General features: G+C 44.0%; 25 protein-coding genes, 1 rRNA gene and 2 other annotated features. All 26 genes read left to right on the forward strand.

Annotated features, from left to right (window positions below; all coding sequences use genetic code 11):
* The first annotated feature begins 149 nt into the window (after positions 1–149).
* The 26 genes from rrf (at position 150) to rpoB (ending at position 26,138) form a co-directional block, all read left to right on the forward strand.
* Positions 150–266, forward strand: a 5S ribosomal RNA gene (rrf, locus tag M3205_RS13040).
* 598 nt (positions 267–864) lie between these two features.
* A complete protein-coding gene (locus M3205_RS13045; RefSeq protein ID WP_251170317.1) occupies positions 865–1,326 on the forward strand; it encodes a CtsR family transcriptional regulator in 462 nt (153 codons plus the stop codon).
* Positions 1,327–1,349: 23 nt separating this feature from the next.
* Entirely contained in the window at positions 1,350–1,898 is a 549-nt protein-coding gene (locus tag M3205_RS13050) for a UvrB/UvrC motif-containing protein (protein ID WP_251170318.1), read from the forward strand.
* 1 nt (position 1,899) lies between these two features.
* A complete protein-coding gene (locus M3205_RS13055; RefSeq protein WP_251170319.1) occupies positions 1,900–2,979 on the forward strand; it encodes a protein arginine kinase in 1,080 nt (359 codons plus the stop codon).
* Between the two features lie 4 nt (positions 2,980–2,983).
* On the forward strand, positions 2,984–5,434 hold the full coding sequence (clpC, locus tag M3205_RS13060; protein WP_251170320.1) for an ATP-dependent protease ATP-binding subunit ClpC: 2,451 nt from the start codon (positions 2,984–2,986) through the stop codon (positions 5,432–5,434).
* Between the two features lie 303 nt (positions 5,435–5,737).
* The gene (gene radA, locus M3205_RS13065; protein WP_251170321.1) at positions 5,738–7,117 is read left to right on the forward strand and encodes a DNA repair protein RadA; all 1,380 of its coding nucleotides are present in this window, start codon (positions 5,738–5,740) and stop codon (positions 7,115–7,117) included.
* Between the two features lie 2 nt (positions 7,118–7,119).
* Positions 7,120–8,193 (forward strand): DNA integrity scanning diadenylate cyclase DisA, encoded by a 1,074-nt coding sequence (gene disA / locus M3205_RS13070; protein WP_251170322.1) that lies wholly within the window; start codon positions 7,120–7,122, stop codon positions 8,191–8,193.
* A 219-nt stretch (positions 8,194–8,412) separates the two neighbouring features.
* Complete coding sequence (locus M3205_RS13075; RefSeq protein ID WP_251170323.1) at positions 8,413–9,501, forward strand: PIN/TRAM domain-containing protein; 1,089 nt, start codon at positions 8,413–8,415, stop codon at positions 9,499–9,501.
* Between the two features lie 460 nt (positions 9,502–9,961).
* The gene (gene ispD / locus M3205_RS13080) at positions 9,962–10,648 is read left to right on the forward strand and encodes a 2-C-methyl-D-erythritol 4-phosphate cytidylyltransferase (protein ID WP_251170324.1); all 687 of its coding nucleotides are present in this window, start codon (positions 9,962–9,964) and stop codon (positions 10,646–10,648) included.
* Positions 10,649–10,662: 14 nt separating this feature from the next.
* The gene (ispF, locus tag M3205_RS13085; protein WP_251170325.1) at positions 10,663–11,148 is read left to right on the forward strand and encodes a 2-C-methyl-D-erythritol 2,4-cyclodiphosphate synthase; all 486 of its coding nucleotides are present in this window, start codon (positions 10,663–10,665) and stop codon (positions 11,146–11,148) included.
* Between the two features lie 84 nt (positions 11,149–11,232).
* The gene (gene gltX / locus M3205_RS13090) at positions 11,233–12,690 is read left to right on the forward strand and encodes a glutamate--tRNA ligase (protein WP_251170326.1); all 1,458 of its coding nucleotides are present in this window, start codon (positions 11,233–11,235) and stop codon (positions 12,688–12,690) included.
* Positions 12,691–12,736: 46 nt separating this feature from the next.
* Positions 12,737–12,964, forward strand: a binding site (T-box leader).
* A 104-nt stretch (positions 12,965–13,068) separates the two neighbouring features.
* The gene (cysE, locus tag M3205_RS13095; RefSeq protein ID WP_251170327.1) at positions 13,069–13,737 is read left to right on the forward strand and encodes a serine O-acetyltransferase; all 669 of its coding nucleotides are present in this window, start codon (positions 13,069–13,071) and stop codon (positions 13,735–13,737) included.
* Positions 13,718–15,121, forward strand: coding sequence for a cysteine--tRNA ligase (cysS, locus tag M3205_RS13100; RefSeq protein ID WP_251170328.1), 1,404 nt, complete (start codon positions 13,718–13,720; stop codon positions 15,119–15,121). Before cysE ends, cysS begins: the two co-directional genes overlap by 20 nt.
* A 3-nt stretch (positions 15,122–15,124) precedes the next feature.
* Positions 15,125–15,550 (forward strand): Mini-ribonuclease 3, encoded by a 426-nt coding sequence (locus M3205_RS13105; RefSeq protein WP_197204291.1) that lies wholly within the window; start codon positions 15,125–15,127, stop codon positions 15,548–15,550.
* Entirely contained in the window at positions 15,547–16,290 is a 744-nt protein-coding gene (gene rlmB / locus M3205_RS13110) for a 23S rRNA (guanosine(2251)-2'-O)-methyltransferase RlmB (RefSeq protein ID WP_251170329.1), read from the forward strand. Before M3205_RS13105 ends, rlmB begins: the two co-directional genes overlap by 4 nt.
* A 2-nt stretch (positions 16,291–16,292) precedes the next feature.
* Entirely contained in the window at positions 16,293–16,802 is a 510-nt protein-coding gene (locus M3205_RS13115) for an NYN domain-containing protein (protein ID WP_251170330.1), read from the forward strand.
* Between the two features lie 70 nt (positions 16,803–16,872).
* Positions 16,873–17,529: an RNA polymerase sporulation sigma factor SigH gene (gene sigH / locus M3205_RS13120; RefSeq protein WP_009336536.1), complete on the forward strand. Its 657-nt coding sequence runs from the start codon at positions 16,873–16,875 to the stop codon at positions 17,527–17,529.
* Between the two features lie 98 nt (positions 17,530–17,627).
* Positions 17,628–17,768 (forward strand): 50S ribosomal protein L33, encoded by a 141-nt coding sequence (gene rpmG / locus M3205_RS13125; RefSeq protein ID WP_251170331.1) that lies wholly within the window; start codon positions 17,628–17,630, stop codon positions 17,766–17,768.
* 135 nt (positions 17,769–17,903) lie between these two features.
* Positions 17,904–18,086, forward strand: a complete 183-nt coding sequence (gene secE / locus M3205_RS13130; RefSeq protein WP_251170332.1) for a preprotein translocase subunit SecE — start codon at positions 17,904–17,906, stop codon at positions 18,084–18,086.
* 132 nt (positions 18,087–18,218) lie between these two features.
* Complete coding sequence (gene nusG / locus M3205_RS13135; protein ID WP_251170333.1) at positions 18,219–18,752, forward strand: transcription termination/antitermination protein NusG; 534 nt, start codon at positions 18,219–18,221, stop codon at positions 18,750–18,752.
* A gap of 211 nt (positions 18,753–18,963) precedes the next feature.
* Complete coding sequence (rplK, locus tag M3205_RS13140; RefSeq protein ID WP_009336545.1) at positions 18,964–19,389, forward strand: 50S ribosomal protein L11; 426 nt, start codon at positions 18,964–18,966, stop codon at positions 19,387–19,389.
* A gap of 154 nt (positions 19,390–19,543) precedes the next feature.
* Complete coding sequence (gene rplA, locus M3205_RS13145) at positions 19,544–20,287, forward strand: 50S ribosomal protein L1 (protein ID WP_341036569.1); 744 nt, start codon at positions 19,544–19,546, stop codon at positions 20,285–20,287.
* 50 nt (positions 20,288–20,337) lie between these two features.
* Positions 20,338–20,477: a sequence feature (ribosomal protein L10 leader region), on the forward strand.
* A gap of 34 nt (positions 20,478–20,511) precedes the next feature.
* Positions 20,512–21,012 carry a 50S ribosomal protein L10 gene (rplJ, locus tag M3205_RS13150; protein WP_251170334.1) on the forward strand — a complete coding sequence of 167 codons (501 nt, stop codon included), beginning with the start codon at positions 20,512–20,514 and terminating at the stop codon, positions 21,010–21,012.
* 57 nt (positions 21,013–21,069) lie between these two features.
* Positions 21,070–21,435: a 50S ribosomal protein L7/L12 gene (rplL, locus tag M3205_RS13155; protein WP_095246007.1), complete on the forward strand. Its 366-nt coding sequence runs from the start codon at positions 21,070–21,072 to the stop codon at positions 21,433–21,435.
* Positions 21,436–21,605: 170 nt separating this feature from the next.
* The gene (locus tag M3205_RS13160) at positions 21,606–22,208 is read left to right on the forward strand and encodes a class I SAM-dependent methyltransferase (protein WP_251170335.1); all 603 of its coding nucleotides are present in this window, start codon (positions 21,606–21,608) and stop codon (positions 22,206–22,208) included.
* A 366-nt stretch (positions 22,209–22,574) separates the two neighbouring features.
* Positions 22,575–26,138, forward strand: a complete 3,564-nt coding sequence (gene rpoB, locus M3205_RS13165; RefSeq protein ID WP_251170336.1) for a DNA-directed RNA polymerase subunit beta — start codon at positions 22,575–22,577, stop codon at positions 26,136–26,138.
* Positions 26,139–26,216: the final 78 nt, after the last annotated feature.

Consider the following 26,216-nt stretch of genomic DNA (forward strand, 5'->3'; position numbering starts at 1 on the left):
AAATCCTGGTTTTGGGATTTGGAGGGACGGATCGAAACGGCTGAGAAGTTAGGAGCCGAAGCTAGACAAGTCATATTGGTGAATACTCGGCAAATTCTTCTTCATACATTATCTAGTTTTGAGGGAATGAAGTTTCTTCAATCAAATAGTCCGGTGGCGATAGCGAGAAGGTCACACCCGTTCCCATACCGAACACGGAAGTTAAGCTTCTCAGCGCCGATGGTAGTTGGGGGCTGTCCCCCTGTGAGAGTAGGACGCTGCCGGGCATATGAAAGAGCACCTGATGGGTGCTCTTTTTTTTGTGTGTAATGATTGGTAGCTGAATCAGAGAAATGCAGATATGCGTCACTTCGGTCAACATGTGCGTCACTTTCACGCTATATGCGCCAGAATCCAATTATATGCGCCATTCCTATCTTTATAGTCATTTTCGTTCTCTGCACCGTAGGATTGTGCCAAATGCAAGATAAACTCCAAAACATGCTAGATAAATCATAAAGCATGTTAGATAAATTAAAAACCAGCAAGATAAATCTGCAATCATGCAAGATAAACCTCCAAACACGCTAGATAAACCGCGCCAACCCATCTTCAAAAAATCTAAAACCCGCACACATCCAGTTTTGCGATCCCCACCCAGAGTACATTTAACCATACACATTAGCTGCCATCCAAAAAACTACCTTCAGTCAAGCACAAACCCGCCCATCCAAAAATATATTGTTATCGACAATAACTTCCATTATCAGGTTTGGGAAGTCAAAAAATGGGGGAAAATTATTAATACCCGCCAATTGCAAGAGATTACATAAATCATGTATAATTAAAGTCAAATATAGTCAAAGTCAGATAGGGGGAGGCCTGGTGAGAAATATATCCGACATAATTGAGCATTATCTCAAACAGGTTTTAGAGAAAAGCGAAAGGGAAATCGTGGAAATTAAAAGAAGCGAAATTGCTGACAAGTTCCAGTGTGTTCCTTCTCAGATCAATTATGTGATAAATACCCGTTTCACGATTGAAAAAGGTTATGCAGTAGAAAGTAAGCGGGGCGGCGGAGGATTCATCCGGATTATGAAAGTCCAGTCCTATGACCATGCTGATTTGATTGACCAATTAATATCTTTGGTACAGAGCAGAATTGCCCAGAGCAGTGCGGAGAATGTCATCTACCGCCTGGTGGAAGAAGAGATTATAACAAACAGGGAAGCAAAAATAATGCTAAGTGTTATAGACCGTTCTGTCTTGTATATAGATCTTCCTTTCAGGGATGAGCTAAGGGCAAGAATGCTTAAGGCGATGTTAACCACTTTAAAATATAAATAGTAGTGAGCTGGAGAGGTGAAATCATGATTTGTCAGGAATGTAATCAAAGGCCGGCCACGCTGCACTTTACAAAGGTTGTAAATGGTGAGAAAGCAGAGTTTCATCTTTGCGAGAAATGTGCGCAGGAAAAAGGTGAAATGTTTATGCTGGGCAGCGGGTCCGGTTTTTCAATAAATAATTTGCTTGCTGGTCTCTTGAATATTCAGCCTGCCTTTCAGGGATCGGGCCAGGATCCTTTTCAGCAGGAGAAGGTTCTGCAGTGTGAGCAATGCTCCCTGACCTTTCAGCAGTTTATTAAAGTTGGCCGTTTTGGATGCGCCAGCTGCTATGAGACTTTTAAAGATCAATTAACCCCCATTCTTAGAAGGCTGCACAGCGGGAATTCTTCACACAGCGGGAAAATCCCGGCCAGAATCGGGGGAACCATTCACTTGCGCAGGAATATGGATGTTTTAAAAAACCAGTTAAAAGAAATGATTTCCAAAGAAGAGTTTGAGAGAGCGGCAGAATTGAGAGACGAAATAAGGAAATTGGAAAAGCAGCTCAATGCCGATCAAAAGGGAGGGGAGTAGCTTGTCGTTGGAACGTTTCATAAATCAAGCTATCAGCTCCTGGATGAGTGCTGAAGGCCCTGATTCCGATATTGTATTAAGTTCACGGATCAGGCTCGCCCGCAATATAAAGCAATTTAAATTCCCTACCTTATTTTCAAATGAAGAAGCAGAAGCAATCATTGAAAAAATAAAGGCAAGGGTGGAGCATTCTTCCTTTTCAAAACTTGGGGAAATGGAGCTTTTATTAATGGATAGCCTTCAGCCTCTTCAAAAAAGAGTCCTGATGGAAAAGCATCTGATCAGTCCCCATCTTGCTGAGAATTCAACTCATGGTGCCTGCCTTCTTTCTGAAAATGAAGAAGTCAGCATCATGATTAATGAAGAAGACCATATAAGGATTCAATGCCTGTTCCCGGGCTTTCAGCTTTCTGAAGCCTTAAATATGGCAAATGAAATTGATGATTGGCTGGAGGAAGAGGCCGATTATGCATTTGATGAAGGTATTGGCTTTTTAACAAGCTGCCCCACAAATGTAGGAACAGGACTCAGGGCATCGGTTATGATGCATTTGCCGGGTCTCGTTCTCACACACCAAATGAACCGGATTATCCCGGCAATTAACCAGTTAGGTTTAGTTGTTAGAGGAATTTACGGGGAAGGCAGCGAAGCTTTAGGTAACATCTTTCAAGTTTCAAATCAGATCACTCTCGGGAAATCCGAAGAGGATATCGCCGAGGATCTGAAAAGCGTTGTCAGTCAGCTTATTTCTCAGGAAAGATCGGCAAGGCAAGCATTAGCAAAGACTTCTAACATACAATTAGAAGATAGAGTCTTCCGCTCATATGGCGTTTTATCAAACAGCCGGATCATTGAATCAAAGGAAGCAGCACAATGCTTGTCAGACGTTCGCCTGGGGATTGATATGCAGTACATCAAAAATATATCAAAGAATATATTGAATGAGCTGATGATCCTGACACAGCCCGGATTCCTGCAGCAATATGCAGGCGGGCCGCTCAGACCGCATGAACGCGATATCCGCAGGGCTTCACTAATTAGGGAAAGATTAAAAATGGAAGATCAAGAGTTGGGAGGATGAAATTATGATGTTCGGACGATTTACGGAAAGAGCTCAAAAAGTATTGGCGTTAGCACAGGAGGAAGCAATCCGTTTAGGACATAATAACATCGGAACAGAGCATATTCTGCTTGGGCTTGTACGTGAGGGTGAAGGAATTGCGGCTAAAGCTCTGTATGCTTTAGGGCTCGGCTCTGATAAGATCCAAAAAGAGGTTGAGAATTTAATCGGCAGGGGGCAGGATGCTTCCCAGACCATTCACTATACACCACGTGCCAAGAAAGTGATTGAACTTTCCATGGACGAGGCAAGAAAACTTGGCCATTCCTATGTAGGAACCGAGCATATCCTGCTTGGACTGATCCGTGAAGGCGAAGGAGTTGCTGCGAGGGTATTGAATAACCTTGGAGTCAGTCTCAATAAAGCGCGCCAGCAGGTGCTTCAGCTGTTAGGCAGCAATGAGTCCGGCAGCCATCAGGGAGGATCAGCAGCCAATGCGAACACGCCTACCCTGGATGGATTAGCACGTGACCTGACTGCTATAGCAAGAGAAGGAAGCCTCGATCCGGTTATAGGACGAAGCAAAGAAATTCAGCGTGTAATCGAAGTATTAAGCCGAAGGACGAAAAACAACCCTGTTCTCATTGGTGAGCCTGGTGTAGGTAAAACAGCTATTGCAGAGGGCCTTGCGCAGCAGATTATTAACAATGAAGTGCCGGAGACTCTTCGCGATAAAAGGGTTATGACTCTTGATATGGGTACAGTGGTTGCCGGAACGAAGTATCGCGGTGAATTTGAAGACCGCCTGAAGAAGGTGATGGATGAAATCAGGCAGGCAGGAAACATCATCTTATTCATTGACGAGCTTCATACATTAATAGGTGCAGGAGGAGCAGAAGGAGCGATTGATGCTTCCAATATTCTAAAGCCATCTCTTGCCCGTGGTGAACTCCAGTGTATTGGTGCAACTACACTTGATGAATATAGAAAATACATTGAAAAAGATGCGGCACTTGAAAGAAGGTTCCAGCCTATTACGGTTGATGAGCCGACTGCCGAAGAATCTGTTCAAATCCTTGAGGGGCTGCGCGACCGTTACGAGGCCCATCACCGCGTAACCATTACAGATGAAGCCATTAAAGCAGCCGTAAAGCTGTCAGACCGCTACATTTCAGACCGCTTCCTCCCGGATAAGGCGATTGATTTAATCGATGAAGCAGGTTCAAAGGTAAGACTGCGTTCGTATACTACACCTCCAAATTTGAAAGAGCTTGAGGTTAAGCTTGAGGATGTTCGAAAAGAGAAGGATGCAGCCGTACAAAGCCAGGAATTTGAAAAAGCGGCTTCCTTAAGGGATACGGAGCAGCGCCTGCGTGAACAGCTGGAAGAAACGAAGAAAACATGGAAAGAAAAGCAGGGCAAAGAAAACAGTGAAGTGACGGTTGAGGATATTGCCAATGTGGTAGCCAGCTGGACCGGAATCCCTGTTTCGAAGCTTGCCCAAACTGAAACAGAAAAGCTTCTTAATCTGGAAGAAATCCTTCATTCCCGTGTAATCGGGCAGGAAGAAGCCGTTAAGGCCATTTCAAAGGCTGTCCGCCGTGCCCGTGCTGGTCTTAAAGATCCGAAGCGCCCGATTGGCTCATTTGTATTCCTTGGGCCGACAGGGGTAGGTAAAACAGAGCTGGCCCGTGCATTAGCAGAAGCGATGTTCGGTGATGAGGATGCGATGATCCGCATCGATATGTCAGAATACATGGAGAAGCATTCCACATCCCGTCTGGTCGGTTCTCCTCCAGGTTATGTAGGGTATGAAGAAGGAGGCCAATTAACCGAAAAAGTCCGCAGAAAACCATATTCTGTTGTGCTTCTCGATGAAATTGAAAAGGCCCACCCTGATGTATTCAATATCCTATTACAGGTATTGGAAGACGGAAGATTAACAGACTCTAAGGGAAGAACCGTTGATTTCCGGAACACTGTTCTGATTATGACATCCAATGTAGGAGCTGAAGCGCTTAAGCGAAACAAATACGTTGGCTTTAACATCCAGGATGGAGAACAGGATTACAAAGATATGAAAGGAAAGGTAATGGAAGAGATGAAGAAGTCCTTCCGCCCGGAATTCCTGAACCGTATCGATGAAATTATCGTTTTCCATGCATTAGAGAAAAAGCATCTCCAGGAAATCGTTTCGCTTATGTCTGATACATTAACGAAACGATTGAAGGAACAGGATATTACATTGGAATTGACAGATGCAGCCAAAGAAAAAATTTCGGTTGAGGGCTATGATCCTGAGTACGGAGCTCGTCCGCTCCGACGGGCCATTCAAAAGCATATTGAAGACCGTTTATCCGAAGAGCTGTTAAGAGGAACAGTCCTAACCGGACAAAGCGTGGTAATCGATGTAAAGGATGGAGAATTTGTAGTGAAAACCGCAGAACCAAGCAGAACAGCAAACCTTCAAAAATAAATTGTAATAATAAGACATCAGATGATCACACACAGCAAAAAGGTACACGTTCCTGTTATACGTGTACCTTTTTGTACTCTTTCAGGCCATTTTGAAAAGAAGTCCTAAAAGAGGTTTATTCAGGCGTTTTATGTTAATTTTAAGAGAGAAAAAGATATCTGGACAAAATCATTTTAAGACCCGCTGGAAAAGGGAATAGGAAGTAAACGTACTTCTTTCATCACTGGTTCTTTCACGCAAGGCCGGTAATAATAAGAGTTCCTTTACTGCGGCTGGTATGAATGTACAGAGAGGGGAAGAAGTATGGCTAAAAGAAAAACGAAATTCATGTGCCAGGAATGCGGCTATGAATCAGCGAAATGGATGGGAAAATGTCCGGGGTGCGGACAATGGAATACGATGGTGGAAGAGGTCGAGAAGCCAGCTTCAACGAGAAGAGGCGCTTTTGCACATTCACAGGGAACGGCCATAGCGGCAAAAGCTACACCGATTACATCCATCGAAACAGTCAGCGAACCCCGCATACATACCGATTTAAATGAATTAAACCGTGTCCTCGGGGGCGGTATTGTAAGAGGCTCTCTTGTTCTTATAGGGGGAGATCCTGGTATCGGGAAATCAACGCTGCTGCTTCAAGTATCCTCACAGCTGGCGAACAAAAAACATTCGGTCCTCTATATATCAGGGGAAGAATCCATGCGTCAGACGAAGCTTCGCGCTGACCGTTTAGGTGTTTCTTCAGACAGCCTGCTCGTTTATTCGGAAACCAGTCTTGAAGAAATCAGCAGAACGATTGAAACAGTCAACCCTGACTTTGTCATTATTGATTCCATACAGACGATTTTCCATCCGGAAGTCACATCGGCGCCGGGGAGCGTTTCCCAGGTTAGGGAATGTACCGCTGAACTGATGCGCATTGGCAAAACGAAGGGGATCGCCATTTTTATCGTAGGGCATGTTACAAAGGAGGGCTCCATTGCGGGTCCTAGACTTCTGGAGCACATGGTGGATACGGTTTTATACTTTGAAGGTGAACGCCATCATACATACCGGATTTTACGAGCTGTAAAAAACAGATTCGGGTCAACAAACGAGATGGGTATTTTTGAAATGAAGGAATTAGGGCTAGAGGAAGTGGCCAATCCATCGGAAATTTTCCTCGAAGAGCGATCACAGGGGGCTGCTGGCTCAACAGTCGTTGCCTCCATGGAGGGGACGAGACCTGTTCTGGTTGAAATTCAGGCGCTTATTTCCCCGACAAGCTTTGGGAATCCAAGACGAATGGCAACCGGAATCGATCATAATCGGGTCCCGCTCCTGATGGCTGTTTTGGAAAAGCGGGTCGGAATGCTTCTGCAAAATCAGGATGCTTATCTAAAAGTCGCCGGCGGAGTAAAGCTGGATGAGCCGGCAATTGATTTGGCCATTGCAGTCAGCATTGCGTCGAGCTTTCGGGATAAGCCGACAAAAGCAACAGACTGCATTATCGGGGAAGTTGGACTCACAGGAGAGGTCAGAAGAGTCTCAAGAATCGAGCAAAGAGTGCAGGAAGCGGCCAAGCTGGGCTTTGAACGGGTCATCCTGCCGGCGAACAATCTTGGCGGCTGGAGCGCACCGGGAGGAATTGAACTGATCGGAGTAAGCTCTGTAGGTGAAGCGCTAAAGGCTGCGTTAGGGGGATAAACATGGAGACTAAAAAAATGGGCGAAAAAACAATGAGTGAAATCCTTCGGTTCATGGCTCCGGGTACGCCTATCAGGGAAGGGATTGATAATGTTCTGCGCGCCAATACAGGCGGGCTGATTGTATTGGGCTCAAAAGAAAAGCTGAGCAACCTTGTTGATGGGGGTTTTCAGATTAATTGCCCATTTTCGCCGAGTTATTTGTATGAGCTGGCCAAGATGGACGGGGCTATTATCTTAAATGAAGAAGGAAGCATGATTCTGATTGCGAATGCCCAGCTTGCTCCTGATCCCGGCGTACCATCTACGGAAACGGGCATGCGGCATCGCACGGCTGAGCGGGTAGCGCGGCAAACAGGTGCATTAGTGATTGCCATTTCCCAGAGACGCAATGTCATTACCCTTTATAAGGGGCATTCCCGTTATGCGCTAAGGGATATTGGCGTTATTTTAACAAAGGCGAATGTAGCTGTTCAAACGCTTGAAAAATATAAGGTGGTTCTTGAACAGAGCATCGGCAATCTCAGTATCCTGGAATTTGAGGAGCTTGTTACTTACAGCGACATCCTCCATGTTTTTCATAATATTGAAATGGTTCTGCGCATTAAAAATGAGCTGCTCACTTATTTAAGTGAACTGGGCACCGAAGGAAGGCTGATCCGGCTCCAGATGAATGAGCTGCTGGTGGAGCTTGAACGGGAAGCAGAATGGATTATTAGAGATTATTCTCAATCAAGAGACATCGACTCCAAGGAAGCCCTTGTCAAACTACAGGTGCTTTCAAAAGGGGAAATGCTCGAAGACTCTGTCATCCTAAAGCTTTTGGGCTATAACGGGTATATTCACACGGAAGAATTCAAATGCCCACGCGGCTTCCGCATGCTGAATAAAGTTCCGCGACTGCCGCCAATTATTATTGATAATCTGATTAACCGGTTTGAAGAATTCCCGAATATCATTACGGCAACTGTAGAGGAGCTCGATGAGGTGGAAGGAATCGGGGAAGTGCGGGCGAGAAAAATTAAAGAGGGACTTAAGCTCATAAAGGAGCAGGTTTTTGCGGATCGTCAGCTATAAAGAGACCATTGAACTATGTAATTGGTTATGCTAAAATGATTAGTTAATTATTTGACAGTTTATTGCCAATGGTGCTAACCTTAAAGTGGAAGAAAGTATTAATTGAAACAGGTCTTTTACTATCGTGAAATAATTAATAAGGAACAAAAATGAAAATACCCGTGATTCAGGGTTTCAATTTTGTGAATTTGTTTATAATGATTAAAAGGAGGTGAAGGAATGTTAAAACGTATTGTACAGGCATGCTTCCTTATTATTGGGGTGACGCTTGGAATCTTTTTAATTCCTGACTTATTAAAATTAATCAGTTTAGATGACATTCCTCTTTTAAACAATCCATACGTGTCCGCCATTTTAGGTGCTATTATTTTTTATCTTTTAACTTTTTGGGCGGTTGATCATGTCGTCAATTTTGTGAGATGGGCAGAAGAATCACTGGTAAAAGTACCTATAACTGATATTATTTTTGGAAGTGTCGGCCTGGTTTTTGGATTAGTCATTGCCTTTTTAATCGGATATGCACTAAATGCGATTGAGGTGCCGATACTGAATACCGTTGCTCCTATTGTGCTGACGCTTATATTTGGCTATCTGGGATTTCAGGTTGGCTTTAAAAAGCGGGATGAGCTTTTAAGCTTATTTTCAAGCAAGAAAAAGAAAAGCAATGAAGAAGAAATTGAGCCTGAAGCTGCACCTAAAAAATCACTCAAGATTCTTGACACAAGCGTGATTATCGATGGACGCATTGCTGATATCTGCCAGACTGGCTTTTTGGAAGGCACGATTGTCATTCCACAGTTTGTACTTGAAGAACTCCAGCATATTGCTGATTCATCAGATGTATTAAAGCGCAACCGAGGCAGACGGGGTCTGGATATATTAAATCGGATTCAAAAAGAGCTTTCGATTAATGTGGAAATCTATGAAGGTGATTTTGAAGAAATCCAAGAGGTGGACAGCAAGCTGGTGAAGCTGGCTAAATTAACGAATGGCGTCGTGGTGACCAACGATTTTAACTTGAATAAAGTTTGTGAACTGCAAAAAGTGGCAGTCCTTAATATTAATGACCTGGCTAATGCGGTCAAACCGGTTGTGCTGCCAGGTGAAGAAATGAAAGTACAGGTAATAAAAGACGGCAAGGAACAGAATCAGGGGATTGCTTATCTGGACGACGGCACGATGATCGTGGTGGAAGAAGGCAGAAATTATATTGGCAAACATATTGATGTTCTTGTCACAAGTGTTCTGCAGACATCAGCCGGAAGAATGATCTTTGCAAAACCCAAGCTTCTGGAAAAAGCTTTATAATGTAGGATGGAAAGTAGGACAGAACGTGCAGGGAGATTGATTTCCCTGCCTTTTTGCCTGCTTTTTTATCAAGGCTGTTTTCGCAAAGTTTGTTGCTATTTATATTATATTTACTGAGTTGATTGTAGTGGAAGGTGCGAGATCCTCGAAAATGCATTCGCATTCTCTTCGTGCGGTGTTTACTCAAGGTAGCTTATTCAACGTCCTACGGGAGTAGCGGGACAGGTGAGACCCCACAGACGCGTACCGTCGAGGAGGCTCACCGCCCGCCCCGTGGTTTGCTGAGCATCCTCTCACTGCAATCAACGGACACCATTGATAAGCGAAAAACAACAATTTATATAAAAAGAGCCTTTATCAAAAAAGAAAGTATAAACTATATAGCCCTAGCGCCTTCTCCTCTCGATGTGTCGGGGGTGACCAAGGCGCTTGCGCTTTTCTAAAAAGAGGAGTCAAAGATATGAATTATCAAGCGATTCTCCCGGCAGCCGGACAGGGGAAACGAATGGGAGCCGGAAAGAATAAGCTTTTTCTGGAAATTGGGAATGTCCCTGTGTTTATACATACGTTAAGAGTTTTTGAGAGCGACCCGGAGTGTACGGGCATTATTCTGGCCATTAATCCACAGGATGAGGAAGAAATGCGCACACTCTTAAACAAGCACCAGATTAAGAAGGTGGCTGCAATGGTTGAAGGCGGTAAGGAAAGGCAGCATAGTGTCTATAATGCGGCCGAGGCAGCTTCGGGCGAGGAAGTAGTGCTGGTTCATGACGCTGCCCGCCCTTTTATTACCCGGGATTTACTGCAGCCTCTGGTGAAAGCAGCCTGGGAAAAAGGAGCTGCTGTTCTGGCAGTGCCGCTGAAGGATACCGTTAAAAAAGCAGACGGGCATTTAATCACAGAAACGCTTGAACGTTCCTGTCTGTGGGCAGTTCAAACTCCACAGGCCTTTCGTGTTTCTTCCCTGCTTGAGGCACACCGCAAGGCAGACGAAGACGGCTTTTTAGGAACAGATGATGCGAGCCTTGTAGAGCGGTTAGGCAATGAAGTGGTGATTGTTGAGGGAAGTTACGATAATATTAAGCTGACTACGCCGGAAGATATGTATTTTGCGGAAGCAATTATAAAGAAAAGAACTCATATGTAAAGGGGATTATGATCATGTTTCGGATTGGACAAGGATTTGATGTTCACCAGTTTGCTGAAGGACGCCCGCTGATTATCGGGGGTATTGAAATACCATATGAGAAAGGGCTTTTAGGACATTCAGATGCAGATGTCCTGCTGCATACAGTGGCAGATGCCTGCCTTGGGGCTATAGGAGAAGGGGACATTGGACGGCATTTTCCTGATACCGATCCTGAATTCAAGGATGCCGATTCGGCAAAGCTTCTGCAGCATGTATGGGGAATCGTAAAAGAAAAAGGGTATGAGCTGGTTAATGCAGACTGCACCATCATCGCCCAGAAGCCGAAGATGGCTCCTCATATCGGTAAAATGCAGGAGCGGATTGCAGAGCTTCTGGAAACCGAAAAAGAAAATATTAATGTGAAAGCGACAACTACAGAAAAGCTAGGCTTTACGGGACGGGGAGAAGGAATCGCTTCCCAGGCCACTGTCTTGCTGAAAAAGATAGAGAACCGTTAAAATTACCTTTCAAGAGAAAAACCTGAGTGTTAAAATATAGCTTACGATAAACTCAAGATTCAAGATTATAAGGAGGCAGTCAGTATGTCAAATGAAATCCGCGTCCGCTACGCTCCGAGTCCGACTGGGCATTTACATATCGGAAATGCGAGAACGGCGCTTTTTAACTATTTGTTTGCAAGAAGCAAAGGCGGGAAATTCATCATCCGCATTGAGGATACAGATAAGAAACGGAATATTGAAGGCGGCGAGGAAAGCCAGCTTCATTATTTAAAATGGCTTGGCATGGATTGGGATGAAAGCATTGACAGGGAAGGCGAATACGGTCCATACCGCCAATCTGAAAGAAATCATATCTATGAAACCTATTACAAAGAATTGCTCGAAAAAGGGCATGCTTATAAATGCTATTGTACGGAAGAGGAACTGGAAGCAGAGCGTGAGGCTCAATCTGAAAAAGGCGAGACTCCTGCTTACTCAGGAAAATGCCGCCACCTGACAGAGGAAGAAAGAGCTGCGCTTGAAGCGGAAGGCAGAAAGCCGAGCATCCGCTTCCTGGTGCCAAAAGGCAAGATGCTGACATTCAATGACATGGTAAAAGGGGAAGTGTCATTCGAGTCGGATGGCTTCGGGGACTATGTCATCGTCAAGAAAGACGGCACGCCTACCTACAACTTTGCGGTAGCGGTGGATGATCACCTGATGAAAATTTCTCATGTGCTGCGCGGGGATGACCACATTTCCAATACGCCTAAGCAGCAGATGATCTATGAAGCATTGGGCTGGGACCTTCCTGTGTTCGGCCATATGACTTTAATTGTCAATGAAAGCCGCAAAAAACTGAGCAAGCGCGATGAGACGATCATTCAGTTCATTGAACAATACGAAGAGCTCGGCTACTTGCCGGAAGCACTCTTTAACTTTATTGCTCTTCTTGGCTGGTCTCCTGCAGGGGAGGAAGAGATTTTCTCGAAAGAAGAATTCATCGATATATTTGATGAAAACCGCCTTTCAAAATCTCCGGCCCTTTTCGATAAGCAGAAGCTTGAATGGATGAATAACCAGTACATGAAGAAGCTTGATCAGGAGCGATTGGTGTCGATTTCGGCTCCTCATCTGGTGAAGGCAGGGAAGATCAGCGAAAACTGGCAGCAGGAAAACGAAGAGTGGGTTAACAGCCTGATCACTCTTTACCAGGAAAAAATGAGTTTTGGTGCTCAGATTGTCGAACTATCAGAACTGTTCTTTACAGAGGAAATGACCGTTGATGAAGAAGCGAAGGAAGTTCTTGCTGAAGAGCAGGTTCCTGAAGTGCTGTCTGCATTCCTGCAGGAAGTTGAGGCACTTGCGGAATTCAAGGCAGGTGAAATTAAAGCGGCTATGAAGGCTGTGCAGAAATCAACAGGCCATAAGGGCAAAAAGCTCTTCATGCCTATCCGTTCCGCAACGACTGGCCAAACCCATGGACCGGATCTGCCGCAGGCTATCGAGCTTTTAGGAAAAGAAAAAGTAAAATCTCGTTTAATGAGCATTATTGGTTAACATCTTGGAGAAAATGTAATATAGTATTAAGTAAATTATTCTATATTGAAAAGTGTTGAAGAGGAAAAGTAAGAAAAAAGATGCTTTTTAGAGAGAACCATCACCGGCTGAAAGTGGTTTAAGCCTCTCTTTATTCTGAAGTGCGCCTCTGAGCCTCAATTCGAACGGGTGCCATGCTTCCAAGTAGATTTGAGCGGAAACTTATCCGTTAACAAGTTAAAGTTGAGGCTATTTTAGCCTAAACAGAGTGGAACCGCGCGTAAGCGTCTCTGTCCGATTGTGGCAGAGGCGCTTTTTTATATGCAAAACCCGCAACAAATTAGTATTTTAGAAAAAGATTAATAAAAAGAAGATCTACGCCAGGAGGGGAAATGAACCATGTTTGCAAGAATGAAGGAAGATATCGAAGTGGTATTTGAACAGGATCCTGCAGCAAGAAGTTATTTGGAAGTAATATTAACTTACTCAGGATTGCATGCTGTCTGGTCACACCGCATTGCCCACGCTCTTTTTAAGCGGAAGTTTTATTTTCTTGCAAGAGTGGTTTCCCAGATCAGCCGCTTTTTCACAGGAATTGAAATTCATCCCGGAGCCAAGATCGGCAGACGCTTTTTTATCGACCATGGCATGGGGGTTGTCATCGGGGAAACATGTGAAATCGGTGATAATGTAACCGTTTTTCAGGGTGTGACACTGGGAGGAACCGGAAAGGAAAAAGGCAAGCGCCATCCTACCATTAAGGACAACGCGCTGATTGCAACTGGGGCGAAGGTTTTGGGCTCTATTACAATTGGCGAGAATTCTAAGGTGGGTGCAGGCTCTGTTGTTCTTCATGAGGTTCCGCCAAATTCAACAGTAGTCGGGATTCCCGGAAGAGTGAAAATCCGGGATGGTGTGAAAATCGGCAAGGATTTAAATCATTGTGATCTTCCCGATCCAATTGCAGACCGGTTTAAGGAACTGGAAGGGGAGCTGCGGGAGTTAAAAACGGAAGTGGAAACATTGAGGAAAGAAAGGAGCCAGGTTCATGGCCATTCAAATCTATAATACACTTACTCGTCAAAAAGAAGATTTTATTCCCTTAGAAGAGGGAAAAGTGAAAATGTATGTGTGCGGGCCAACCGTTTATAACTATATCCATATAGGGAATGCCCGTCCGCCGATTGTATTTGATACGGTAAGAAGATATCTTGAGTTTCGCGGCTTTGATGTGCAGTATGTCTCCAATTTTACGGATGTGGATGATAAGCTGATCCGGGTGGCTAATGAATTAGGAACAGATGTTCCGTCTATTGCAGAACGGTTCATCAATGCTTATTTTGAGGACGTTTCTGCACTTGGCTGCAGAAAGGCTGATGTCCATCCGAGAGTAACTGAAAGTATCGATATCATTATTGAATTTATCCAGACCTTGATTGATAAAGGCTATGCGTATGAATCAGAGGGAGATGTTTATTACCATACCCGGAAATTTGATGAGTACGGAAAGCTTTCTCACCAGTCCATTGATGAATTGCGCGTCGGCGCGCGCATTGCCGTCGGCGAGAAAAAACAGGACTCCCTTGACTTTGTTCTCTGGAAAGCGGCGAAGGAAGGGGAAATCGCGTGGGAGAGCCCTTGGGGGCAAGGAAGACCAGGATGGCATATCGAATGCTCGGCGATGGCAAAGAAATACCTTGGAGAGATGATTGATATCCATGCCGGAGGACAGGATCTGGCCTTCCCGCATCATGAAAATGAAATCGCCCAGTCGGAAGCTCTGACAGGAAAAACCTTCGCCCGCTACTGGATGCATAACGGGTATATTAATATCGACAACGAAAAAATGTCCAAATCACTGGGGAATTTCGTCCTGGTTCATGACATTATCCAAAAGCATGACCCGCAGGTTTTAAGATTTTTCATGCTGTCGGTTCATTACAGACATCCGATCAACTACAGCGATGAGCTTTTGGAGAATACCCGGACAGGACTAGAGCGCATTAAAACGTCTTATCATAATTTGCTGCACCGCAGAGAAGCAAGTGTGAACCTGACCGATAATAATCAGGAGTGGCTGGATAAAATTACAGCTCTTCATGAGCAGTTCATTCGGGATATGGATGATGATTTTAACACAGCGAATGCTGTCTCCATTTTGTTCGAACTGTCAAAGCTTGCGAATTATTATCTGATGGAGAAAAACACAGCTGTGGAAGTGATTGATGCTTTCACGAAGGAATTTGAAACACTGTTTGATGTATTGGGGCTTTCACTTGAAGAGGCACATGCAGATCTTCTGGATGAGGAAATCGAACAGCTGATTGAAGAGAGGCAGCAGGCCAGAAAAGAGCGCAACTTCGAACTGGCAGATAAAATCCGCGATCAGTTGAAAGAAATGAATATTATCCTTGAAGATACACCGCAGGGAATCAGATGGAAAAGAGGCTAAACAATGCTTCACTATGATAACAAAGTAGATGAAAAACAATTGAATAGTCTTGCCCTGGCGTATATGGGAGACGCAGTATTTGAGACCTATATACGCCACCATCTCCTGCAAAATGGACGGGTCAGGCCACACTTTCTCCACAAAGAGGCGACCCGGTATGTTTCTGCAAAAGCCCAGTCCCTTATCATTCATGAATTAATAGACGCTGAACGGCTGACAGAAGAAGAACTGGCGGTCGTCCGCAGGGGGCGGAATGCCAAGTCCGGTTCGGTGCCAAAAAATACAGATGTCCAAACATACAGATACAGCACAGCTTTTGAATCGCTGATCGGCTATCTGTTTTTAGCGAAAAGACAGGAGCGGATGGAAGAGCTGATTCTGGAATCCATAGATTTAGTTGAGAAAAAGAAAGGAGGAGCGGTAAAATGAGCCAGGATTTTATCATTGGGAAGAATCCCGTTATTGAAGCATTGAAGTCAGAGAGGGATATTAATAAGATTTTTATTGCAGAAGGTTCGCAGGGCGGGCAGATGCAGCAGGTAATCGGTTTGGCGAAATCAGCCGGGGTGCTGGTCCAGTTTGTACCCAAGAAAAAAATAGATGGAATGGCAGAGGGAAATCATCAAGGAGTCATTGCACAGGTTGCTGCCTACCAATATGCAGAAATCGATGATCTGTTTGCAGTTGCAGAAAAGAAAAATGAAGCACCATTCTTCCTGCTGCTGGATGAAATTGAAGATCCGCACAATCTGGGATCCATCATGAGAACGGCCGATGCAGTCGGTGCCCATGGGATCATTATCCCGAAGAGGAGAGCGGTCGGGCTTACAGCAACGGTAGCTAAAGCATCAACAGGTGCTATCGAGTATATTCCGGTTGTCCGTGTTACCAATATGTCAAGGACGATTGATGAATTAAAAGAAAGAGGAGTCTGGATTGCCGGTACGGATGCGAAAGGAAAACAGGACTACCGCCAGATGGATGGAGCGATGCCTTTAGGCCTTGTGATTGGCAGTGAAGGAAAAGGAATGGGCCGCCTGATACGTGATAAATGCGACTTCCTCATTAACCTGCCGATGGCTGGACATGTTACCTCCCTTAATGCATCAGTTGCCGCTGCACTACTCATGTATGAGGTTTATCGGAAACGGCACCCGCTTGAGGGATAAAAATGGACATCCTTCTTGTTGACGGATACAACATAATTGGTGCTTGGCCAGAACTCAGGGAGCTCAAAGACAAGGACTTATCCTCAGCCAGAGACCGCCTGATTGAAAAAATGGCCGAGTACCAGGGATATTCCGGGTACAGAGTGATTGTCGTGTTTGATGCCCACTACGTAAAGGGCACGGAAAAAAAGTTTAAGAATTCAAAGGTTGAAGTTATTTTCACGCGGAATAATGAAACGGCAGATGAACGCATCGAAAAATTGGCTATCGATCTCAGTAATATTAAAACTCAAATTCATGTAGCAACCTCCGATTTCACAGAGCAATGGGTCATATTTGGCCAAGGAGCCCTAAGGAAATCAGCGAGGGAGCTCTTGAATGAAATGAATTTGATTGAAAGCAGCATCGAAAAAAAAGTAAAAAAAATTCAAGAGAAAAAGCCAGTTTCCAAGATACATCTCAGTGATGAAGTGGCAGAAATTTTTGAAAAATGGCGCAGAGGAGGCCAATGAGCGGTTGACGCTTGAAAAAACCGTGCTGTATAATGTTTCTAACCATGCTTGTACGGTCGGGGGGATCCTAGTGAGTGCTGACTTCAAGACAATCGACGAAAATCTTATAGACTTTATACAGCTAGAGGACGAAGAAATAGTGGAGCTCGTGCATAAGGGAGAGAGTGAGGCGCTGGATTATCTGATTCATAAGTACCGCAACTTTGTCCGGGCAAAAGCAAGATCCTATTTTTTGATTGGCGCAGATAAAGAAGATATTGTACAAGAGGGAATGATCGGCTTATACAAGGCGATCCGAGACTTTAAAGAGGACAAGTTGTCTTCATTTAAAGCGTTTGCCGAACTGTGCATCACCAGGCAAATCATAACCGCCATTAAGACGGCGACCCGCCAAAAGCATATTCCGCTGAACTCATATGTGTCTCTGGACAAGCCCATTTATGATGAGGAATCGGACAGAACGCTTATGGATGTGATCTCCGGGGCAAAGGTTATGGACCCTGAAGAGCTGATTATCAACCAGGAAGAATTTGACCATATTGAAGTGAAAATGTCTGAGCTTTTGAGTGACCTTGAACGCAAGGTGCTTGCTCTTTATTTGGATGGGCAGTCCTATCAGGAAATCTCCGAAGAACTGAACCGACATGTTAAATCGATTGACAATGCTCTGCAGCGGGTGAAGAGAAAGCTGGAAAGATATCTGGAAGTGCGCGAATTTTCCCTGTAGCATAATTTTCCAACACCTTGCTTTTTTTGCAGTTATTGACATGTTTTGGGGTGCGTGTTAAAGTTTTAAGGGCGTAATGTGAGTTAGTAGGTGGAAATATGAAAAAGGTAATTTTAGCATGCTCCGTATGTGGATCCAGAAATTATTCCACTGCGAGTAAAAATGATGCTGCAAGGCTGGAATTAAAGAAATTCTGCAGCACATGCAGTGCTCATACGATCCATAAAGAAACAAAGTGATTATATAGATAAGAAGTTTGTTCTTTTAATAGACTGAAGCTGAGTGTTTTAGACTGATTGAAAGACCGGTCTGATTTTGAAGCCGCTTTCGCTTCTTGTTAAAGGATATATCTTTCGAAAGTTGGGGGTTACGAAATGCAGCGCATCGTAAATTTTTTCCGTGAAGTTGGCCGGGAAATGAGAAAGGTCAGCTGGCCTAAACGCAAAGAGCTGACAAGCTATACTGTTACTGTTCTTGCTACAGTTACGTTCTTCGCTCTGTTTTTTGCAGTGCTTGACCTGGGAATTTCTGAATTGATTCGTTTAATTCTTGAATAACCCCTGAGTTTCCATGGTATAATGGAGAATAACACAGGAAACATTTGCAAAGCCCGGAAACGGGTTTTTTAATTTGGAGAAAAATAATAAATTGTTGAATACAGGGAGGGAAGGACGAACAAGTCCTCGTAAATGGAAAAGAATTGGTATGTTGTTCATACGTACTCCGGTTATGAAAATAAAGTAAAAGCCAATCTGGAGAAGCGTGTTGAATCAATGGGTATGCAAGATAAGATCTTTCGGGTGGTAGTCCCTGAAGAAGAAGAAACAGAATTAAAGAACGGCAAGAAAAAGGTAGTGAAGCGCAAGGTCTTCCCTGGTTATGTACTGGTGGAAATCGTAATGACAGATGATTCCTGGTATGTAGTAAGAAATACTCCGGGTGTAACCGGATTCGTAGGTTCGGCAGGTTCAGGTTCAAAGCCTACTCCGCTATTGCCTGAGGAAGTTACTCAAGTTCTTAAGCATATGGGTGTTGAAGAAGCCCGCTTTGATATCAATTTTGAGATCGGCGAAACGGTAAAGGTGAACGAAGGTCCGTTTGCGAACTTCACAGGATCGATTGAAGATATTGATAAAGATAAGGCGAAGATTAAAGTGCTTGTGAACATGTTTGGCCGCGACACTCCGGTTGAACTTGATTTTTCACAGATTGAAAAACTGTAAGAATCAGCCTTCTGTGAAAGTACTTTAATATATCTTTGTAAAAAAACTTGAAATTGGCTTTGAAAAGTGATAATATTTCAAAGGTCAGTATGTCTCGGACAAAGAGACTGGACAATAGTTAAAAGTTCTTTATCTTAATATAAAGACTATAAGTTGAGTGGGAGGGAGATTTCCCTATTACCACATCACGGACTTTAAGGAGGTGTGTCTCGTGGCTAAAAAAGTAATCAAACTTGTAAAGCTGCAAATCCCTGCAGGTAAGGCAAACCCTGCACCACCGGTAGGACCGGCACTAGGTCAAGCAGGTGTTAACATCATGGGATTCTGTAAGGAATTTAACGCTCGTACAGCTGAACAAGCTGGCTTAATCATTCCTGTTGAAATCACGGTTTTTGAAGACCGTTCATTTACATTTATTACGAAAACTCCTCCTGCTGCAGTTCTTCTTAAGAAGGCGGCTGGAATCGAGTCTGGTTCTGGTGAACCAAACCGTAATAAAGTAGCAACAGTCAAGCGTGACAAGGTACGCGAGATTGCTGAAACAAAGATGCCTGACCTAAACGCTGCAAGCGTAGAAGCTGCAATGCGTATGGTTGAAGGTACTGCACGCAGCATGGGTATCGTTATCGAAGATTAATCCATGTATGAAGCAGATTAAGGGATGAGGTTGCGACGTTGAATTTGGTTTCACTCGCAACCTTTGTTCTGTCAAGAGCGGGCGCCTTAATGGGCGCCTCCGCTTTTCGTGTTGAGCAGCGGCGCCTTCAACCAAGACGCCCTCGCTTTTACTCGTGGGAGGTTATTCCGCTAAAACCACAATCAAGGAGGAAATAAAAATGGCTAAAAAAAGTAAGAAGTACGCAGAAGCTGTGAAGCTTGTTGATTCTTCAAAAGCTTATCCGATTGCTGAAGCAATTGAACTTACGAAGAAAACTAATTTTGCAAAATTTGATGCAACTGTTGAGGTAGCATTCCGCCTTGGAGTTGACCCTAAGAAAGCTGACCAGCAAATCCGTGGAGCAGTTGTTCTTCCAAACGGAACTGGTAAAACTCAGCGCGTTCTTGTATTCGCTAAAGGCGAAAAAGCGAAAGAAGCAGAAGCTGCTGGAGCAGATTTCGTAGGTGATTCTGAATACATCAACAAAATCAGCCAAGGCTGGTTCGACTTTGATGTAATCGTTGCTACACCTGACATGATGGGTGAAGTTGGTAAACTTGGCCGCGTATTAGGACCTAAAGGCTTAATGCCAAACCCTAAGACTGGCACAGTTACTTTTGACGTTCAAAAAGCAGTTAACGAAATCAAAGCAGGTAAAGTTGAATACCGTGTTGACAAAGCTGGTAACATCCACGTGCCAATCGGTAAAGTATCTTTCGAAGACGAAAAGCTTGTTGAAAACTTCAACACTATTTTCGACACAATGATGAAAGTGAAGCCTGCTGCTGCTAAAGGAACTTACATGAAGAACGTTTCTGTTACTTCTACAATGGGACCTGGCGTTAAAGTAGATCCTTCATCTGTTGCAGTTAAATAATAACAATTGACATTCTAAAATACATGCTGTAATATGTATTTTGTTGTTAAAATATAATAACATTTGTGCCGTAGACAGCAGGTGCTTAATTGCTTAATTTCCTGCCGAGGTATTACGATAGAATTGCTTTTTCTTGCTATTGTATACTTCCTCCATGTCTGCAAAGTCGTGGAGGTTTTTTATTGGACGGTATGAATGTAGAAAATTCTACAGGAGGTGTAAGGATGAGCAGCGTTATCGAACAAAAGAAACAAATCGTAGACGAAATTGCTGATAAGCTTAAATCAAGTTTATCAACAGTTGTTGTTGACTACCGTGGTCTTTCTGTTGCAGAAGTTACTGAACTTCGTAAACAGCTTCGTGAAGCTGGCGTGGAATTCAAAGTATACAAGAATTCAATGACTCGCCGTGCTGCTGAAGCTGCTGAACTTTCTGGTTTAAACGAGTCTTTAACTGGACCTAACGCAATCGCGTTCAGCACAGAAGATGTTGTTGCTCCAGCGAAAATCCTTAATGATTTCGCGAAAAAGCATGAAGCACTTGAAATTAAAGCAGGTGTAATCGAAGGAAATATCGCTTCAGTAGAAGATGTCAAAGCTCTTGCTGAACTACCATCACGCGAAGGCTTGCTTTCTATGCTACTCAGCGTACTTCAAGCACCTATCCGCAATCTTGCTCTTGCTGCAAAAGCTGTTGCAGATCAAAAAGAAGAACAAGGCGCGTAAGTTAATTTTAGCGTTAAACTAATAGATTCAAACCAAAAATAAGGAGGAAACATAATCATGACTAAAGAACAAATCATTGAAGCAGTTAAATCTATGACTGTTTTAGAACTAAACGACTTAGTAAAAGCTATCGAAGAAGAATTTGGTGTAACTGCTGCTGCTCCTGTAGCAATGATGGGCGGAGCTGCTGCTGGTGGCGCTGCTGAAGAGCAAACTGAATTTGAAGTTGTTCTTACTTCTGCAGGCGACCAAAAAATCAAAGTTATCAAAGTGGTACGTGAAATCACAGGTCTTGGACTTAAAGAAGCGAAAGAACTTGTTGACAACACTCCAAAAGCTCTTAAAGAAGGCGTTTCTAAAGAAGAAGCTGAAGAAGTTAAAGCTAAGCTTGAAGAAGTTGGAGCTGGCGTTGAAGTTAAGTAATAGCCTTTATGAAAAGTCCGCTGCTTAAGCGGGCTTTTTGTTTTGGGGTCGAAATTACATTATTCTTTAACTTTTTGCTTTTTAGTGGGCAATCTTATATAATTCCTTCGAACCCATATAATTAGTGATTCTCCTTTTATCTTCTTATATATTCTCCTGGAGGTGATTTCATGTCTGAACACTACTATTCCAAAACACAGCAAGTTGATAGCAGCCCTAAAACCTGGAGCTATACTTTAAAGGAGTTCCCTTTCCGTTTTAAAACAGACAATGGTGTTTTTTCTAAGGGTGAAGTGGATTTTGGATCTAAGTTATTGATCGAAACATTTGAACAGCCGGAAGTGGATGGGAATATTCTCGATGTCGGCTGCGGATATGGGCCTATCGGGCTGACTGCTGCAAAGCTTATGCCGGAACGGACAGTCCATATGGTTGATGTAAATGAGAGGGCACTTGGCCTGGCGAAGGAAAATGCAGAATTGAATGGCATTAAAAATGTTCAAATCTATGAAAGTGACCGCCTTGAAAGTACGAAAGGCAATAAGTTTGCGGCTATCCTGACAAACCCGCCAATCCGCGCCGGGAAGAAGATAGTACATGATATTTTTGAACAAAGCTTCGAGGCTCTGATATCGGGCGGAGAGCTATGGGTTGTCATCCAGAAAAAGCAGGGTGCACCATCTGCGATCGATAAACTGACAGAGTTATTCGGTGAAGTGGAGACAGCAGAAAAGAAAAAAGGCTATTTAATATTAAGAGCAAAAAAAGATTGACTTGACTTTTTTGCTATGATAGTATTGTAAAATGCCAACATATTATATTCCTATTTATAACTAAATTTATCTAATAGTTGTATAAAATTGGTTTTAATGGGAAAGCTAACAAAATAATAGTCGTATTGTGAAAATGTGGTTTTTGAAGTGAAAACCCTTTTTCTTTTTGTCTTATAAGAATGGAAGCTTGGCTTATCTCCCTGTGCCTTTTTTGGGGAGAAGCCCGGTTTCTGGGCCAGTTATACTGGCTGGCTTCGTGCGCCATCGGTCCAGTCGCTAATACCTGAACCGATAGGCAGGCGCTCATCGCTTTTCTTATAGGATGATATAAATTGCTATTAGCAACAATAACGCTTGATTTGAGGGGTGAATCAGTTGACAGGTCAACTAGTTCAGTATGGACGACACCGCCAACGTAGAAGTTACGCACGAATCAGTGAAGTTTTAGAATTACCAAATCTAATCGAAATCCAAACCTCTTCTTATCAATGGTTTCTTGATGAGGGTTTACGAGAAATGTTCCATGATATTTCTCCGATTGAAGACTTTACTGGTAATTTGTCGCTTGAATTTATTGATTACAGCCTTGGCGAACCAAAATATTCCGTTGAGGAATCGAAAGAACGAGATGTTACATATTCTGCACCTTTACGTGTGAAAGTGCGTCTTGTAAACAAAGAAACAGGCGAAGTTAAAGACCAGGATGTCTTTATGGGTGACTTCCCGCTTATGACAGAGACAGGTACGTTCGTTATTAATGGAGCGGAACGTGTCATCGTATCCCAGTTAGTGCGTTCTCCGAGCGTATACTTCAGTGGAAAGCTTGATAAAAACGGGAAAAAAGGCTATTCAGCAACCGTAATCCCGAACCGCGGCGCATGGCTTGAGTATGAAACAGATGCCAAAGACGTCGTATACGTCAGAATAGATCGTACTCGGAAACTGCCCGTTACGGTTCTTTTGCGTGCACTTGGGTTCGGCTCTGATCAAGAGATCATTGATTTGATTGGAGACAACGAGTACATTCGCAACACGCTTGAAAAAGACAATACGGAAAGCACAGATAAAGCGCTCCTTGAAATTTATGAGCGCCTTCGTCCGGGCGAACCGCCAACGGTCGAAAATGCGAAAAGCCTGCTTGTCTCAAGATTCTTTGATCCAAAGCGTTATGACCTTGCGAACGTTGGACGCTATAAGATCAATAAGAAACTTCATATTAAAAACCGCCTGTTTGGCCAAAAACTGGCTGAAACGCTTGTGGATCCAGAAACTGGCGAAATTATTGCGGAAAAAGGCGTTACACTTGACCGCCGTACATTAGACCGCATTATTCCTAACCTTGAGAAGGATATCGGCTTCAAAACGGTAAGCCTATTAGGTGGAGTAGTAGATGATGAAGTATTGCTTCAGTCTATTAAGATTTACGCGCCTAATGAAGATGGCGAAAAAGTCATCAATGTGATTGGCAATGCCTATGTGGAAGAAGCAGTGAAAAACATTGCGCCTTCTGACATCATTGCATCTATCAGTTATTTCTTTAACCTTCTGCATTCTGTAGGAGATACAGATGATATTGATCATCTTGGAAACAGACGTCTTCGTTCAGTCGGAGAACTATTGCAGAACCAGTTCCGCATCGGTTTATCCCGTATGGAGCGTGTGGTCCGCGAGAGAATGTCCATCCAGGATACAAATACGATTACACCTCAGCAGCTGATTAATATCCGCCCTGTTATTGCGTCAATTAAAGAGTTCTTTGGAAGCTCTCAGTTGTCCCAGTTTATGGACCAGACGAATCCGCTTGCTGAACTTACGCATAAGCGCCGTCTTTCTGCGTTAGGGCCGGGTGGTCTGACGCGTGAACGTGCCGGCTTCGAAGTCCGTGATGTTCACTACTCTCACTATGGCCGTATGTGTCCGATTGAAACGCCTGAGGGACCAAACATCGGTTTGATTAACTCATTATCTTCCTTTGCGAAGGTGAACCGCTTCGGCTTTATTGAAACACCATATCGCCGAATCGACCCTGAGACCGGAAAAGTTACAGCCCGTATTGACTATCTGACAGCCGATGAAGAGGATAACTATGTAGTGGCCCAGGCGAATGCACTTCTTGGTGATGATGGTTCATTCCTAGACGAAGAAGTAGTTGCCCGTTTCAAAGGTGAGAACACAGTTGTCAAACGCGACCGTGTTGACTACATGGATGTATCGCCAAAACAGGTAGTATCTGCTGCTACAGCATGTATTCCATTCCTTGAAAACGATGACTCCAACCGTGCCCTGATGGGAGCGAACATGCAGCGTCAGGCAGTGCCATTGATGCAGCCGGAAGCGCCAAGAGTGGGAACTGGTATGGAATATGTATCAGGTAAGGACTCAGGTGCTGCAGTCATCTGTAAACATGAGGGAATTGTTGAGCATGTAGAAGCCCGTGAAGTTTGGGTTCGCCGCATTCAAAACGTGGATGGCCAGGAAGTTAAAGGCGATCTTGATAAATACAGAATGCTTAAATTCATCCGTTCCAACCAGGGAACCTGCTATAACCAGCGTCCAATTGTCGCTGTTGGCAACCGTGTAACAAAGGGAGAAATCCTTGCTGACGGTCCTTCTATGGAACTTGGTGAATTAGCTCTTGGACGCAACGTTCTTGTAGCATTCATGACATGGGATGGCTATAACTACGAGGATGCGATCATCATGAGTGAGCGCCTTGTAAAAGATGATGTTTATACATCCATCCATATTGAAGAATATGAATCAGAATCACGCGATACAAAGCTTGGACCTGAAGAGATCACAAGAGATATCCCTAACGTCGGGGAAGATGCACTGCGCAACCTGGACGAACGCGGAATTATCCGTACAGGTGCGGAAGTAAAAGATGGCGATCTTCTGGTTGGTAAAGTAACTCCTAAAGGGGTAACGGAACTGACAGCTGAAGAAAGGCTATTGCACGCAATCTTTGGTGAAAAAGCCCGTGAAGTCCGTGATACATCCCTTCGTGTGCCACATGGCGGCGGCGGTATTGTACTTGATGTTAAAGTATTTAACAGAGAAGACGGAGACGAGCTTCCTCCAGGTGTTAACCAGCTTGTACGCGTATATATCGTTCAGAAGCGTAAAATCTCTGAAGGTGACAAGATGGCCGGACGTCACGGTAACAAAGGTGTTATCTCCCGTATTTTACCGGAGGAAGATATGCCTTACCTGCCGGATGGCACTCCAGTAGACATCATGTTAAACCCTCTTGGGGTTCCATCACGTATGAACATCGGACAGGTGCTTGAGCTTCACCTTGGTATGGCTGCCAGAGCTCTTGGCATCCATGTTGCATCTCCTGTATTCGATGGTGCACGTGAGGAAGATGTTTGGTCAACGATCGAAGAAGCAGGCATGGCGCGTGATGCGAAGACTGTCCTTTATGATGGACGTTCAGGCGAGCCGTTCGACAACCGTGTATCTGTTGGTGTCATGTATATGATCAAACTGGCACACATGGTTGACGATAAGCTTCATGCCCGTTCAACAGGACCTTACTCTCTTGTTACGCAGCAGCCATTGGGCGGTAAAGCTCAGTTCGGCGGACAGCGTTTCGGTGAGATGGAGGTTTGGGCACTTGAAGCATATGGTGCTGCTTATACACTTCAAGAAATCTTAACAGTTAAGTCCGATGACGTGGTTGGACGTGTTAAGACTTATGAATCAATCGTCAAAGGCGAGAATGTTCCTGAACCAGGTGTACCGGAATCATTCAAGGTACTGATCAAAGAACTTCAAAGTTTAGGTATGGATGTTAAGATCCTATCCGGCGATGAAGAAGAAATTGAAATGCGCGACATGGAAGATGAAGATGAAGTTCAGCAGGCTGAATCATTGACAATCGCTCCGGAAACGCAAAACGAAGAGCAAGCAGTTACGAAAGAATAATTTAATATAAATTCCTTCATCCCTTGGCGCTCCGCCATCATGGCGGATGCCGCTGGGGATATTATTGGCACTTTGCTG

This window comes from Cytobacillus firmus (genome assembly GCF_023715565.1).
GTDB lineage: Bacteria > Bacillota > Bacilli > Bacillales > Cytobacillaceae > Cytobacillus > Cytobacillus firmus_C.